Here is a 14,166-nt window from a genome sequence, read left to right as displayed (position 1 = left end):
TGTGCCCATGGATAGAACCAGTCTGATAGCGGAACTGAACAGCCGCGGCCTGCGTGACGAGGCGCTGACCGGGCCGCTCTACAAGCGGCTGTCGCAGACACTGACCGGCCTCATTCAGGAAGGGCTGCTGAAGCCCGGCACCGCACTCCCGGGCGAGCGCGACCTTGCCGAGGCTCTGAAGCTCGGCCGTGTCACCGTGCGCACCGCCTATCGCGACCTAATGGCATCCGGCGCACTGGAATCGCGCCACGGAAGCGGTACTTTCGTGTCGAGCAGGGTGGAGCGCATGGAACAGTCGCTGTGGCGGCTTTCCTCCTTTTCCGCCGACATGCGCTCGCGCGGGCGTCTGCCGGCCGCGCGGATACTGTCGCGGGCGGTCAATACGCCGTCGCCGGAGGAATCCTTCCTGCTCGGCCTCGGCGGCGATGAGCCGGTGCTGAGGCTCGACCGCTTGCGCCTTGCCGACGGACTGCCGCTGGCGATCGAACGCGCCGTGGTGCCGATCAAGTTCCTGGGGCACGATGCCGGCGGCGAGGGATCGCTCTACGATGCGCTGACGGCCAGCGGCCACAGGCCCGTGCGCGCGCTGCAGCGGCTGACCGCGGTCACGCTCGACCCGTCCTCCGCCGCGATCCTGAACGTCAAATCAGGCGCGCCGGCGCTTCTGATCGAACGTGTCTCGCGCCTGGAAGACCAGCGCGTCGTCGAATACACCCGCTCGCATTATCGCGGCGATGCCTATGATTTCGTTGCCGAATTGAGAATCGGAGATGACCTATGAATGACAACCAGTCACTGATGCTGCAGGAAGCCGGTCAATCGCCGGAGGTGGTGGCCACGCTGCTCGAAAAGGAAAAACCGGTCTTTGCCGAGATCGCCCGGCTGTTTTCGTCCGCCCGCCCGAGCGTGGTGACGACGGCGGCGCGCGGTTCCTCGGACCATGCCGCCACCTTCTTCAAATACCTCTTCGAGATCACCTGCGGCGTTCCGGTCGCCTCGGTCGGTCCGTCGATTGCTTCCGTTTATGGTGCGGCGCTGCATCTGAAGGGCGGCGTGCATTTCACCGTGTCACAGTCGGGTGCGAGCCCCGACATCGTAGCGCTGCAGGATGCGGCGAAGAAGGGTGGAGCGACGACGATCGCCGTCGTCAACGTCACCGACAGCCCGCTTGCGAAGCAGGCCGATATCGTTCTCGGCCTCAATGCCGGCGCGGAAAAGAGTGTCGCGGCGACAAAATCCTTCATCGCCTCGGTCGCCGCCCTTTCCGGGGTGACGGCTGCGATCGGCGGTGCGTCCGATCTGCAGGCCGCGCTCGGCAAGCTGCCGGAGGCACTGTCGGCGACCGCGGGGATCGACACGGCGGCAGCCGAAGAGGTGCTCTTTAACGCGACCTCGCTTTATACGGCCGGCCGCGGCCCGGCTTTCGCGATCGCGCTCGAAGCGGCGCTGAAGGCCAAGGAAACCTCCGGCCTGCATGCCGAAGCCTTTTCGCTGGCGGAACTGATGCATGGCCCGATGCGCCTGGTGCAGCCGGGCTTCCCGATCGTCGCCTTTGCGCCCGACGATGCGGCCTTCGCCAACAATGTGCAGGCGCTGGAACGCCTGCAGAAACTCGGCGCGACCACCGTCGGCTTCTCGACGCAGCCGCTTTCCGGCGTCCATCTGCGCGTACCGACGACGGGCAACGGCCTCGTCGATCCGCTGGTGTCGCTGCTCGTCTATTACCGGCTGATCGAGTCGGTGACGCGCCGCAAAGGCTTCGATCCCGACAAGCCGGCAAACCTGCTCAAGGTGACGGAGACGGTCTGATGGTCCGCAAGATCTTCCTCGGTGCCCGCATCTTCGACGGCGAGCGCTTCCATGACGACAAAGCCCTCATCGTTGCCGGCGGCCGCGTCGAAGCGATCGTTGCAAGAAATGATCTGCCGGACGGCGAGGTGGTGGCGCTTGCCGGCGGTGTTCTGTCGGCCGGCTTCATCGATGCGCAGGTCAATGGCGGCGCCGGGCGGATGCTGAACGACGAGCCTTCCGTTGCCTCGATGGACATTATCGCCGGCGGGCACCGGCCCTATGGCACGACGTCGCTGCTGCCGACGCTGATCACCGATACATCAGAGGCCTCCATTGCCGCCATCGAGGCGGCCAAAGAGGCAGTGAAAATGAACCGCGGCGTCGCCGGCCTGCATCTGGAAGGCCCGCATCTGGCGCCCGCAAGGAAGGGCGCGCATCTGGCGGAACTGATGCGGCCGGTGGAGGACCGCGATGTCAAGGCCTTCATCCGGGCGCGCGAGGCGATCGGCACGCTGCTCGTCACCATGGCCGCCGAGCAGGTGACGGTTGCCCAGGTGCGTGAGCTTGCGGAGGCCGGCGTCACCGTCAGCATCGGCCATTCCGATTGTTCGAGCGAGGCGGCGGAGGAACGTTTCGATGCCGGCGCACGGGGCGTCACGCATCTCTTCAACGCCATGAGCCAATTGGGACACCGTGCGCCTGGCCTCGTCGGCGCGGCGATCGATCATCCCTCGATCTGGTGCGGCATCATCGCCGACGGCCATCATGTCGATCCGAAGGCCCTGCGCACGGCGCTTCGCGCCAAACGCGGCGAAGGCAAGCTGTTTTTCGTCACCGACGCGATGTCGCTCGTCGGATCGGAGAAGGATTCGTTCACGCTGAACGGACGCACCGTCCGGCGCGAAAGGGGCGGTTTCTGCTCGAAGCTAGTGCTTTCCGACGGCACGTTGGCCGGTTCCGACGTCGACATGATCTCGACGATCCGTTACGGCGTCACCTATCTGGACCTGACGCTCGCCGAGGCCTTGCGTATGGCGACCCTTTATCCCGCGCGGTTCCTCAGGCTTGCCGATCGCGGCCATCTCTCGCCGGGCGCGCGTGCCGATCTCGTGCATCTCACCGATGCGCTTGCCGTCACCGCCACCTGGCTCAGCGGCGAAGCGGCCTGAACGCTAAAGGCGCGTCGCGATCTGTCAGATTTGCTGTTCGCGCTTTAGATCTTTGTTTTACGCATGTCGTTATCGCAAAACCGCGGCACACTTTTGCGCGACATGCTCTAGGAGAAGTGGGATGACCGACATTACCGATGCCTATTTCTCCAATCTGATCGGCCGGCTGGAGGAACTGAAGCAGACGCTCGCCGAGCCGATGGCGCAGGCAGCAGCCGTCATCCTCGATGCTGCCCGCGGCGACAAGCGTGTCTATGTCTTCGGCACCGGCCATTCGCATATGCTGGCGGAAGAGGTGCACTATCGTGCCGGCGGGCTCGCCTTCACCGTGCCGGTACTCGTCGGCTCGGCCATGTTGCATGAGGGTGCAGTCATCAGTTCGGTCTATGAGCGCACGCAGGGCCTAGTGCGGCCGATGCTGGAGCGTTACGGCATGCAGCCGGGCGATGTCATCATCATCGCCTCCAATTCGGGCGTGAACGCCGCACCGATCGAGGCCGCCGACTATGCGCGCGAAATCGGCGCAAAGGTGATTGCCATCACTTCGATCGCCTATTCCTCAGCGATTGCCAATGGCCGCCGGCGGCTCGCCGACGTGGCCGATGTGGTGCTCGACAACGGGCTGCCACCGGGTGACGCCGTTGTCGATCTCGAAGGCACGGGGCTTCGGGTCGGGCCAGTCTCGACGGCGGTCGGGGTGACGGTCATCAATGCGATCTTCGCAGAGGTCGCTTCGGAGCTTTCGAAATCCGGCGATGCGCCGATTTATCTCAGCGCCAACATGCCGGGTGCCGCCGAGATCAACCAGAAGCTCGTCAAGAAATACCGGCCGCGCAACCCGCATCTCTAGGGCAATTCCAGCAAAAGTGCGTAGCGGCGTCCGGAATTGCGTGAAAACAAAGAGATAGAGCATGATGCCGAAAAGTGTGTGCGGTTTTCGCGCGACATCATGCCCCGATTATTTAATTGAGACGGCGGAAAAAAAAGGCCGGCGCGAGCCGGCCTCTCCGAGAGGCTGAAACCAGGATCAGTCCTTGGCGCGTTCGACGTAGGAATTGTCTTCCGTGGCAATGACGACGCGGGTGCCGGCATTGATGTGCGGCGGAACCATGGCGCGCACGCCGTTCGACAAAATCGCCGGCTTATAGGAGGATGATGCCGTCTGGCCCTTGACGACCGGTTCCGTCTCCATGATTTCGAGCGTGACGTGGCGCGGCAGTTGGAGCGCCAGCGCAATGCCTTCATGCATCGAGAGGATGCAGGACATGCCTTCTTGCAGATAGGCCTTGTCGTCACCCATCGTGTCGACATCGACGACCACCTGATCGTAGGTCGCCGGGTTCATGAAGTGGAAGCCTTCGCCGTCTTCATAGAGAAACTGGAAGGAGACGTCTTCGACGAAGGCGCGCTCGACCTGTTCGGTGGTGCGCCAACGCTCGGAAACCTTAACGCCGTCGACGATGCGGCGCATATCGACCTGGGTGACCGGCGTGCCCTTGCCCGGATGAAAGTTCTGGGCGGTGAGAACGACGTAGAGCTTGCCGTCGACATCGAGAACGTTGCCCTTGCGGACCGAAGAGGCGATGACCTTGACCATAAGACTTCCTTGTAACTCGGCTTTCGGCGTCGTAGATGACTGGCGAGACGCCCCGAAGACGCAAATGTTTTTCTTTGGGGCGCAACTAACCTAAAATCCGGGAAATAGCCACCCCCAATACCGGCTTCTCCGGCGAAGAAAGCTTGGAATGAACTCTTCGGCGAAAGCGTCCCCTTGGTGGACCCCGTCCGTGCATGCCGACCGCCGTCCGTTCCTGGTCGGGCGCAACGCAATCCAGGCGGCGTTGCGCGGGTTTTTTGTGCGCGAGGATTTCATCGAGGTGGATACGGCGGTGCTGCAGGTTTCCCCCGGCAACGAGGCGCACTTGCATGCCTTCGCCACGGAAGCGCTGACGACGGATGGGCAAAGGGCGCTGTTCTATCTGCATACCTCGCCGGAATTTGCCTGCAAGAAGCTGCTTGCGGCGGGCGAGGAACGCATCTCGTGTTTTGCCCATGTCTATCGCAACCGCGAGCGCGGGCCGCTGCATCATCCTGAGTTCACTATGCTCGAATGGTATCGGGCCGGCGAAAGCTACGAAAGCCTGATGATGGATTGCGTGCGGATCCTGGCGCTGGCGACTGAGACGGTAAAGACCGGGAAGCTTGCCTATCGCGGCGCCGAGAGCGATCCCTTTGCCGGGCCGGAGCGGATCAGCGTTGCCGAAGCGTTCGAGCGTCATGCCGGCATCGATCTTCTCGCCTCGGTCGCCGCCGACGGTTCGACCGACCGCGACCATCTGGCCGCCGAGACGAAGCGCGTCGGCATGCGTGTTGCCGATGACGACGGCTGGGCCGATCTCTTCAGCCGGGTGCTTGTGGAAAGGATCGAGCCGCATCTTGGTTTCGGCCGCATCACCATCCTCGACGAGTATCCGATCTCAGAGGCGGCACTTGCGCGTCCCTCGGCAGACGACCCGAGGGTCGCCGAACGTTTTGAGCTCTATGCCTGCGGCGTCGAGCTTGCGAACGGTTTCGGCGAGCTCACCAACGCTGCCGAACAGCGGCGACGGTTCGAGATCGAGATGGCCGAGAAGGCGCGGGTCTACGGCGAGACCTATCCAATCGACGAGGATTTTCTCGCTGCGCTGCCGCTGATGCCTGAGGCAAGCGGTATCGCGCTCGGCTTCGACCGGCTGGTGATGCTGGCGACGGGAGCATCACGCATCGACCAGGTGCTCTGGGCGCCGGTGGCGGAGGTCGGAAGATGAATGCCGTCAAACCGATCAAGAGCGTCGACGATCTTGTGAAGGCGGGACTGGTCGCGTCTGCCGATCGCGCAGCGCTCGAGGAGGTTGCGGCGCGTTATGCGATTGCGCTGACGCCTGCAATCAGCAAGCTCATCGGCCGCACCGATCCCGATGATCCGATCGCCCGGCAATTCGTGCCTGATACAGCCGAACTCATGGTCGCCCGCGAAGAGCGCGCCGATCCGATCGGCGATCATGCCCACAGCCCGGTCGAGGGCATCGTTCACCGCTATCCCGACCGCGTGCTGCTCAAGGCCGTGCATGTCTGCCCGGTCTATTGCCGCTTCTGCTTCCGGCGTGAAATGGTGGGGCCGCAGGGTCTCGGCACGCTCGATGCGGCGGCGATGCAGGCCGCTTTCGATTATATAAGCAGTCATGAGGATATCTGGGAGGTCATCCTCACCGGCGGCGATCCGCTGGTGCTTTCCTCGCGCCGGCTCCACGAGATCATGGAGGCGCTTGCCGGCATCGAGCATGTGAAGATCATCAGGTTCCATACGCGTGTCCCGGTCGTCGACCCCGAGAAGATCGATGCGACGATGATCGCCGCGTTGAAGGCGAGCGGCAAGACGGTCTATATCGCGCTGCACGCCAACCATGTGAGAGAGCTGACGACGGAAGCGCGGGCCGCCTGCGGCCGCCTCGTCGATGCCGGCATTGCCATGGTCAGCCAGTCGGTGCTGCTCAAGGGCGTCAACGACGATCCCGCCGTGCTGGCGGAGTTGATGAAGGCCTTCGTCGAAATCCGTGTCAAACCCTATTACCTGCATCATCCGGATCTGGCGCCCGGCACCAGCCACTTCAGAGTGACAATCGAGGAGGGACAGAAGATCGTCGCGGCGCTGCGCGGGCGGATTTCCGGGCTCTGCCAGCCGGCCTACATCCTCGACATCCCAGGCGGTCACGGCAAGGCCGTCGTCACTGGGAGCGCGATCCGGGCGACAGGTGACGGATGTTATTCCGTCACCGATTATCGTGGTGGCGAGCATTCCTATCCGCCGGCCGATTGAGACAAAAGCGGCGCTTTTCGTATCATTTCTGTACTCGCCACGCCGGAAACCAGACTGTGTCGCAGTATCGAAATTACATTAAGTCATTGATATAAGGTCGTTGTTTACGACGGCTCGGGAAGGATCGCTAAAATCCTAACTATGAGCCTTAGTCATATTTAACTCAATAAATTAGCGGAATGTTCTGTTTTCCGCACTAAAAGAACGCTCATGACAAGGCGATGAACGCCGGATCGGGATCATGAGAATCTTGGAGTGATGGGATGAATAAGGCAATCCGCGACCTCGTAGCTAAATTCGGCAAGATTCCCGGGTCGATCGACCAGGTTGCCGACGATGCCGATCTTTATGCGGCAGGTTTGACGTCCTTTGCTTCTGTGCAGTTGATGCTTGGCCTCGAAGAGGCCTTCGACATCGAATTTCCCGACAATCTCCTGAACCGCAAATCCTTCGCGAGCATCTCGGCCATTGCCAGGACCGTCGATCTCATCCGGGACGGCCGGAAGGTCGCGTGATGAATTTCCCCGTCAAGATCATGCAGGACGGTCTTGTCGCAAGGGTGGCCCGCGTCGCCGAAATCGCGGCGAAACACGCGGATACCGTCGATGCCGAAGCCCGTTTCCCCCAGGAAGCCGTCGATGCGATGAAGGCCGAAAGGCTGCTCGGCATCCAGGTGCCGCGCCATTTCGGCGGCGAATCCGCCTCGATCACCGAGATCGCCGAATTGTGCTCGATGCTCGGCCAGGCCTGTGCCGCAAGCGCCATGGTTTTCGCCATGCACCACATCAAGCTGTCGAGCCTCGTTGAACACGGCGCCGACAGCGAATGGCATCGCGGTTTCATGCGCCGCGTCGCCGCCGAGCAGCTGCTGATCGCATCCGCCACCACCGAAGGCGGCATCGGCGGAAACCTGCGCAACAGCATCTGTGCGGTCGAAGTCGATGGCGACACGTGCCGCCTCGAAAAGGATGCGACCGTGATTTCCTACGGCTCGCATGCCGACGCCATTCTCATCACCTCGCGTGCCCACGCGCAGGCGGCTTCCTCCGATCAGGTGCTGACAGCCTTCCTCAAGGACCAGTACACGCTCGAGAAAACGCATGTCTGGAATACGCTCGGCATGCGCGGCACCTGCTCCGACGGCTTCCTGTTCAAGGGCGAAGCGGCGGCTTGCCAGATCCTGCCGAAGCCTTTCGCGGAGATCGCGGCGCAGTCTATGCTTGCCTCCTCGCACCTCTTGTGGAGCGGCGTCTGGTACGGCATTGCCGTCGACGCCGTTGTGCGCGCCCAGGCTTTCGTGCGTGCCGCAGCCCGCAGGGCGCCGGATGCCCAGCCGCCGGGCGCGCTGCGCCTCGCCGAGGTTTCGAACCTGTTGCAGATGGTGAAATCCAACGTCGTTGCCGGCCTCAAGGCCTATGAGGATGCCAAGGCCGATGCCGATAGGCTGTCTTCGATGGGATTTGCGGTGGCGATGAACAACGTCAAGATCGCCTCGTCCGAGACCATCCTGGAGATCGTCAACCATGCGATGCTGATCTGCGGCATCATGGGCTACAAGAACGGTACGCCCTTCAGCCTCGGACGCCATCTGCGCGACGCGCATTCCGCACAGCTCATGATTTCGAATGACCGCATCCTCGGCAACACGTCGAGCATGCTTCTTGTCCATAAACAGGACACTAGCCTACTGGGGTGACAGTCATGGATATGCAGACCTCGTTTCTGGACCGGCTTTTCGAATCCGGTCTGCTGATCGATACCGGCATCGACGGGCTCTACGGCCGCAGCGGCCAGTTCGAAGACGTGATCGCTGCCTTCGAGCGCCTGATCGACACGTTCGGCGGCGCCGATGGTGCCGAAGCCATGCGCTTTCCGCCCGGCATGAACCGCGCCTTCTTCGAAAAGAGCGGCTACATGAAGAGCTTTCCGCAGCTCGCCGGCACGGTGCACAGCTTCTGCGGCAGCGAACTCGATCATGTCAGCCTGCTGCAATGCATGGAAGTCGGCGAAGACTGGACCAAGGGGCAGGAGGCGACCGACATCGTGCTGACGCCGGCTGCCTGCTATCCGCTCTATCCGACGATCGCCAAGCGCGGCAACCTGCCGAAGACGGGCGGCCTCTTCGACCTGCAATCCTATTGCTTCCGCCATGAGCCGTCGAAAGACCCTGCCCGCCAGCAGCTGTTCCGCATGCGTGAATATGTCTGCATGGGCACCGAGCTGCACGTCACCGATTTTCGCCAGCGCTGGATGGATCGCGGCCTCGAGATGATGAAGGCCGTCGGCCTCGATGTGACGATCGACGTCGCCAATGATCCGTTCTTCGGCCGCGCCGGCAAGATGCTCGCCAATAATCAGCGCGACCAGAACCTGAAGTTCGAGCTGCTGATCCCGATCACCTCGGCTGCCAATCCGACCGCCTGCATGAGCTTCAACTACCATCAGGATGCCTTCGGCACGAAGTGGGGTCTCAAGCTCGAAGACGGCAATGTCGCGCACACCGCCTGCGTCGGCTTCGGGCTGGAGCGCATCGCCCTTGCCCTCTTTCATCATCACGGGCTCGATGTGAAGCAATGGCCGGCCAGCGTACGGAAAGCGCTGTGGGGCTGAGCAAATCGATGACATCGGTCTTTTCGGGAATCGACCCGGAAACCTACCGGGCGCATGCGCTGCATTCCGGCGAGCGCGCCTGGCCGGAAACCAATTGCTATGTCGATCTCTGGATCGAGGTTCTGGCGACATCAGGCGTTGCGCCAGAGGCGATGCTGGGTTTTACCCTGACGCAGGATTTCGAGGGCGACCAGTTCACCTTCTTCAAGGTGCCGCTCGAGGATCTCGAAGCGCTCTACGGCATTCGTGCGACCGAGCTTGCCATCTACGACCGTGTCGAACGCCATGTCGAGGTTCAGATCGCGCGTGCCCGTCTCTGCCTGATCGAAATGGATTCTTTCTACATGCCGGATACGCGCGGCACCGCCTACCGGCAGGAGCACGGCAAAACGACGGTTGCCATCAACCGACTGGATATTGCGGCCAAACGCGTCGATTATTTCCACAATGGCGGCTATTTTCGTCTCGAAGGCGAGGATTTCGACGGGCTGTTCCAGCTGCATCGGGAAAACGACCCGCCGTTCCTTCCCTATGCGGAATTTGCTCGGTTCCCGGAAAAGCCCGCGGATGAAGCGCATCTGCGCGCGACCGCGCGGCGGCTTGCCGGCTTTCACTTTGCCCGGCGTCCCCGCGAAAACCCGATCCGCGCCTTTGCAGGCGTCTTTCCGCAACAGGTCGAAGCGGTGGCGGAACGGCCGTTCGGCTTCTTCCACAAATACGCCTTCAACACGCTTCGCCAGGTAGGCGCCAATTTCGAACTGGCGGCCGATTACCTCACCTGGCTCTCCCCTGATGAATTCACGGCTGCCGAGCATGCCAGGCGCATTTCCGAGGTGGCGAAATCGGTGCAGTTCCAGCTTGCCCGCGCCGTCACCCGCAAGAAGTTCGAGCCGTTGCAGGCAGCACTTGATCCGGCCGCCGATGCATGGGATTCCATGATGGCGTCGCTTGCGGGGCGAATCTGAGGCCGGAGATCTGACCATGCGGGGGCGTTTGGCAAGCATCGGTGCCGAGGAAAGTCTACTTTCCGAAGGCTGGAACCTGATCCTGACGGAGCCGGGTGCCTGTGCCCTGCCGCACGACATCCCACTTTCCGCACAGTCCATTCCGGCTCCCGTTCCCGGGACCGTCGCCGCAGCACTCGAAAAAGCCGGTCTCTTCGATCGGGAAAATCCCGAGCCGCTGAACACGCGGGACGCCTGGTATCTCTGCCGGCTTTTCGACGCCGAGGCCGGCGACGCGATCCTGCGTTTCGCAGGGCTGGCGACGCTTTGCCATGTCTTCCTGAACGGCCAGGAAATCCTGTTTTCCGAGAGCATGTTCACGGCGCATGAGATTCCGGTGACGCTTTCAGGCGGCGACGAGCTGGCCCTGTGCTTCCGGGCACTCGGCCCTCGCCTGTCGGAGCCGGGCCCGCGCGCGCGCTGGCGGCCGCAGATGATCACGCCGGCGGGCTTGAAGAATTTCCGCACGACGTTGCTCGGCCATATGCCGGGCTGGTGCCCCGATATCCATGCCGTCGGGCCATGGCGGCCGATTTCGATGGTGCGGCGCAATCCCGTCTCGATCGACAATGTTTCCATCCGCGCCGTATTGGAGGAGAGTGGCGTCGGCCGTCTCAGCGTTTCCCTGCACAGCAATGCCGAGGATCCGGCAATGCTGCTGCACTGCGGCGGGATGGAGCAACCCTTTGAAAAGGTCGGCGACAATCATTACTCGGCTATCCTCAAGCTTTCCGACATCGAGGCCTGGTGGCCGCACACGCATGGCGCTCCGCGTCTCTACGAACTGACGCTGGTTTCCGACGCGGTGGAATATCCGCTCGGCAGGACCGGCTTCCGGCGCATCGACATCGACCGCGGTGCCGATGGCGATGACTTCGCGCTCCTCGTCAACGGCGAACGCATCTTCTGCCGTGGTGCGGTGTGGACGACGGCCGATATCGCGCGATTGCCGGGCGGGCGGGCGGATTACGAGCCGTTCCTGCGGCTTGCCGCTGCAGCCGGCATGAACATGATCCGTATCGGCGGCACCATGGCCTACGAAACGCCTGATTTCTTCGCGCTCTGCGACGAGCTCGGCCTGCTGGTCTGGCAGGATTTCATGTTCGCCAATTTCGATTATCCGCGCAACGACAAGGCTTTTCTTGGCCACGTGCATGCGGAGGTCGAGGAGTTCCTGCACGGCGTGCAGGCGTCGCCTTCGCTGGCCGTGCTCTGCGGCGGCAGCGAAATCCACCAGCAGGCGGCAATGCTCGGTCTGCCGGCGGAATTCTGGAGCGGGCCGGTCACAGATGAAATCATTCCGGCGGTCGTCGCGCGCATGCGCCCCGACGTGCCTTACGTGCCGAACTCACCCTATGGCGGGGCGATGCCCTTTTCGCCGAATGCCGGTATCGCCCATTATTACGGCGTCGGCGCCTATATGCGGCCGATTGCGGATGCGCGCCGCGCCGAAGTGCGGTTTGCCTCCGAAAGCCTCGCCTTCGCGCATGTGCCGCAGCAAAGGACGCTGAAGCATCATCTCGATGTGCCCGCCGTCCACAGCCCGCTATGGAAAGCCCGCGTGCCTCGTGATCGCAGCGCATCGTGGGATTTCGAGGATGTTCGCGACTTTTACCTGCAGCTTCTCTACCGTTTCGATCCCGCTCAGCTGCGCCGCGAAGATCCGGAACGCTATCTCGATCTCTCCCGCGCCGTCACCGGCGAGGTGATCGAGGAGACTTTTGCCGAATGGCGGCGCAAGGGTTCCGCCTGCAATGGCGGGCTCGTCTGGACGCTGCAGGACCTGCTGCCCGGCCCTGGCTGGGGGGTGATCGATTCCACCGGAGAGCCGAAGCCCGTCTGGTATGCGATGCGCCGTGCATTCCGGCCGGTGCAAGTGGTGTTCACCGACGAGGGAACGAACGGTCTCAACGTGCATGTCGTCAACGAGACGGATGCAGCACTCGACGTCGAGCTCGAGGTTGTCTGCCTGCGCGGCGGAAAACAGCAAGTCGTCAGCGGCAGCAGGGCCTTCAAGCTAGCGGCAAGAGACACTGAGCGCCTTGCCTGCACGGCGCTGTTCGGCGCCTTTTTCGATACGGCCTATGCCTTCCGATTCGGGCCGCCGGCGCACGATGCAAGTGTGGCGCGCCTGCGCTCGCTGGCGGATGGCGCCCTTCTCGCCGAGAGCTTCCACTTCCCGTGCGGACGAGGGAAGGCGCTGCATGATGCCAGTATCGAAGCATCATTCGGCAGAGACGGCGACGGCTGGTTCGTCGATGTCAGGACCGACCGGCTGGCGCAATCGGTGCATATCGACGTCGAAGGCTATCGAGCCGACGACGACTGGTTCCACCTTGCCCCCGGCGCGATGCGGCGGGTGACGCTCCACGCGCTGTCCGGCGTGGAAAGCGACATTCCGCCTGCAGGCGAGATCAGAAGTCTAGGCAGTTCGCATCGCGTCGCAATCGAGGGCTGACGCCGCTGCGAAGGATGATGCCGATCCATTGGGAAAGACCGTGATTTGAGAACGATATACCGCTTTCTGCGCGCCCATCTCCTGCAGCGGCTGATCCCGCGGTCGCGTCTTGCTTTCAACCCGCGCAGGCCGGTGGAAGTCGTCGGTTATCTCTCGATGGCGGTCGGCGTCGGCGAATCGGCAAGGCTCTGCGCCGACGCGTTGTCGAAGGCGGGGCAGGCGATTTCGCTCTCCGATGTCAGCACGCATCCTGACGAAAATTCCTTCGCCGGATGGATGCCGTCGCATCTCACCGCCGAACCCGCGGGAAGCCGGATCTGGCATCTCAATCCGCCGATGCTGCCGCGCGCCATCCTGAAGAAGGGCGTTGCCAATTTCACCCGCGCCTTCAACATCGGCTATTTCGCCTGGGAGCTCGAAATCGTCCCGGCGGAGTGGCGCAATGCGATGCATTACATGAATGCCGTCTTCGTGCCGTCGGAATTCACCAGGCGGGCGATTGCACCGCTCACTGCGGCACCGGTCATCGTCGTTCCGCATCCCGTCACCGAGAAGTCGGCGACGGGAGGCATGCGCCAGAAATTCGGCGTCGAGGAAGACGCCTTTCTGGTCAGCTTCATCTTCAGCGCTGGCTCCTCGATCAACCGGAAGAATCCGCAGGCCGTCATCGAGGCCTTCCGGATATTCGCTGCCGAATGCCCCAGCGCCTTCCTGTTGATGAAGGCCAGCGGCGATATCAACAAGGATGAAAGCCTGCGCGAACTGGTCGCCTCGGTCGCAGGCAACACTCGGATCAGGATCGTCACCGACAGGATGTCGGATTCCGATATCAACGGCCTTATCCGCTGTTCCGACGCCTATCTTTCGCTGCATCGTTCCGAGGGTTTCGGGCTGACGGTGGCCGAGGCGATCATGCAGCGTACGCCCGTCATTTCCACGGCCTGGTCGGGAACGGCGGATTTCTGCGATCCTGACAATAGCTGGCTGGTTGCCTCTCCCCTGGTTCCGGTGGTCGATACCCATCCCGAATTTGCCGGGCTCAAGGGTGCGGTCTGGGCCGATCCTTCTCCCGAAGTGGCGGCTACGCACTTGCGGGACATCTTCCGCGCGCCTGAGCGAGCGCGCGCGAAGGCCGAGAAGGCGCGAGCGTTCCTGCTGCGCTACCTCGCCGAGAACAGCTATGACAAGGCGCTCCAGGCGCTGGAGGCGATGCAGGCCGCCTAAGGTGACGTCGTTTATTTTAACATTTTCGCATTAGAGATGGCAGGTATGCGGCGG

The 14,166-nt window shown here is 62.6% G+C and carries 13 protein-coding genes; 12 read left to right on the top strand and 1 reads right to left on the bottom strand.

What is annotated here, in order from left to right:
- Positions 1 to 7 precede the first annotated feature (7 nt).
- The 4 genes from N2600_RS21685 (at position 8) to N2600_RS21670 (ending at position 3,810) form a co-directional block, all read left to right on the top strand.
- Positions 8 to 781: a GntR family transcriptional regulator gene (locus N2600_RS21685; protein WP_170262918.1), complete on the top strand. Its 774-nt coding sequence runs from the start codon at positions 8 to 10 to the stop codon at positions 779 to 781.
- Positions 778 to 1,809 carry an SIS domain-containing protein gene (locus N2600_RS21680; RefSeq protein WP_017989786.1) on the top strand — a complete coding sequence of 344 codons (1,032 nt, stop codon included), beginning with the start codon at positions 778 to 780 and terminating at the stop codon, positions 1,807 to 1,809. The genes N2600_RS21685 and N2600_RS21680 overlap by 4 nt, the downstream gene beginning before the upstream one ends.
- Positions 1,809 to 2,960: an N-acetylglucosamine-6-phosphate deacetylase gene (gene nagA / locus N2600_RS21675; protein WP_170262917.1), complete on the top strand. Its 1,152-nt coding sequence runs from the start codon at positions 1,809 to 1,811 to the stop codon at positions 2,958 to 2,960. Before N2600_RS21680 ends, nagA begins: the two co-directional genes overlap by 1 nt.
- A 121-nt stretch (positions 2,961 to 3,081) precedes the next feature.
- Positions 3,082 to 3,810, top strand: coding sequence for an SIS domain-containing protein (locus N2600_RS21670; RefSeq protein ID WP_003543744.1), 729 nt, complete (start codon positions 3,082 to 3,084; stop codon positions 3,808 to 3,810).
- Positions 3,811 to 3,987: 177 nt separating this feature from the next.
- On the opposite strand, the gene efp is transcribed toward N2600_RS21670, so the two are convergent.
- Complete coding sequence (efp, locus tag N2600_RS21665; protein WP_017966128.1) at positions 3,988 to 4,557, bottom strand: elongation factor P; 570 nt, start codon at positions 4,555 to 4,557, stop codon at positions 3,988 to 3,990.
- Positions 4,558 to 4,705: 148 nt separating this feature from the next.
- Between efp and epmA the strand changes: the two genes are divergently transcribed.
- From epmA to N2600_RS21625, 8 genes are all read left to right on the top strand, one after another.
- Entirely contained in the window at positions 4,706 to 5,767 is a 1,062-nt protein-coding gene (gene epmA, locus N2600_RS21660; protein ID WP_170262916.1) for an EF-P lysine aminoacylase EpmA, read from the top strand.
- Positions 5,764 to 6,816, top strand: coding sequence for a lysine-2,3-aminomutase-like protein (locus N2600_RS21655; RefSeq protein WP_170262915.1), 1,053 nt, complete (start codon positions 5,764 to 5,766; stop codon positions 6,814 to 6,816). Before epmA ends, N2600_RS21655 begins: the two co-directional genes overlap by 4 nt.
- A 263-nt stretch (positions 6,817 to 7,079) precedes the next feature.
- On the top strand, positions 7,080 to 7,331 hold the full coding sequence (locus tag N2600_RS21650; protein ID WP_170262914.1) for an acyl carrier protein: 252 nt from the start codon (positions 7,080 to 7,082) through the stop codon (positions 7,329 to 7,331).
- Positions 7,331 to 8,512 carry an acyl-CoA dehydrogenase family protein gene (locus N2600_RS21645; RefSeq protein ID WP_170262913.1) on the top strand — a complete coding sequence of 394 codons (1,182 nt, stop codon included), beginning with the start codon at positions 7,331 to 7,333 and terminating at the stop codon, positions 8,510 to 8,512. Before N2600_RS21650 ends, N2600_RS21645 begins: the two co-directional genes overlap by 1 nt.
- Before the next feature lie 5 nt (positions 8,513 to 8,517).
- Positions 8,518 to 9,426 (top strand): amino acid--[acyl-carrier-protein] ligase, encoded by a 909-nt coding sequence (locus tag N2600_RS21640; RefSeq protein ID WP_170262912.1) that lies wholly within the window; start codon positions 8,518 to 8,520, stop codon positions 9,424 to 9,426.
- Entirely contained in the window at positions 9,417 to 10,391 is a 975-nt protein-coding gene (locus N2600_RS21635; protein WP_260298856.1) for a DUF1839 family protein, read from the top strand. Before N2600_RS21640 ends, N2600_RS21635 begins: the two co-directional genes overlap by 10 nt.
- 16 nt (positions 10,392 to 10,407) lie before the next feature.
- Positions 10,408 to 12,888, top strand: a complete 2,481-nt coding sequence (locus N2600_RS21630; RefSeq protein WP_260297350.1) for a glycoside hydrolase family 2 protein — start codon at positions 10,408 to 10,410, stop codon at positions 12,886 to 12,888.
- A gap of 45 nt (positions 12,889 to 12,933) precedes the next feature.
- Positions 12,934 to 14,112, top strand: a complete 1,179-nt coding sequence (locus tag N2600_RS21625) for a glycosyltransferase family 4 protein (protein WP_260297349.1) — start codon at positions 12,934 to 12,936, stop codon at positions 14,110 to 14,112.
- Positions 14,113 to 14,166 lie beyond the last annotated feature (54 nt).

The organism is Rhizobium sp. WSM1274 (assembly GCF_025200775.1).
Taxonomy (GTDB): domain Bacteria; phylum Pseudomonadota; class Alphaproteobacteria; order Rhizobiales; family Rhizobiaceae; genus Rhizobium; species Rhizobium leguminosarum_I.
Note: the sequence above shows the minus strand (reverse complement) of the source record. Positions and strands in the feature narration are given on the sequence as shown.

Bases quoted from the DNA above. Each gene is read 5' to 3' on its own strand.
- N2600_RS21685 (WP_170262918.1), top strand. From the start codon at position 8: ATGGATAGAACCAGTCTGATAGCGGAACTGAACAGCCGCGGCCTGCGT.
- N2600_RS21680 (WP_017989786.1), top strand. From the start codon at position 778: ATGAATGACAACCAGTCACTGATGCTGCAGGAAGCCGGTCAATCGCCG.
- nagA (WP_170262917.1), top strand. From the start codon at position 1,809: ATGGTCCGCAAGATCTTCCTCGGTGCCCGCATCTTCGACGGCGAGCGC.
- N2600_RS21670 (WP_003543744.1), top strand. From the start codon at position 3,082: ATGACCGACATTACCGATGCCTATTTCTCCAATCTGATCGGCCGGCTG.
- efp (WP_017966128.1), bottom strand. From the start codon at position 4,557: ATGGTCAAGGTCATCGCCTCTTCGGTCCGCAAGGGCAACGTTCTCGAT.
- epmA (WP_170262916.1), top strand. From the start codon at position 4,706: ATGAACTCTTCGGCGAAAGCGTCCCCTTGGTGGACCCCGTCCGTGCAT.
- N2600_RS21655 (WP_170262915.1), top strand. From the start codon at position 5,764: ATGAATGCCGTCAAACCGATCAAGAGCGTCGACGATCTTGTGAAGGCG.
- N2600_RS21650 (WP_170262914.1), top strand. From the start codon at position 7,080: ATGAATAAGGCAATCCGCGACCTCGTAGCTAAATTCGGCAAGATTCCC.
- N2600_RS21645 (WP_170262913.1), top strand. From the start codon at position 7,331: ATGAATTTCCCCGTCAAGATCATGCAGGACGGTCTTGTCGCAAGGGTG.
- N2600_RS21640 (WP_170262912.1), top strand. From the start codon at position 8,518: ATGGATATGCAGACCTCGTTTCTGGACCGGCTTTTCGAATCCGGTCTG.
- N2600_RS21630 (WP_260297350.1), top strand. From the start codon at position 10,408: ATGCGGGGGCGTTTGGCAAGCATCGGTGCCGAGGAAAGTCTACTTTCC.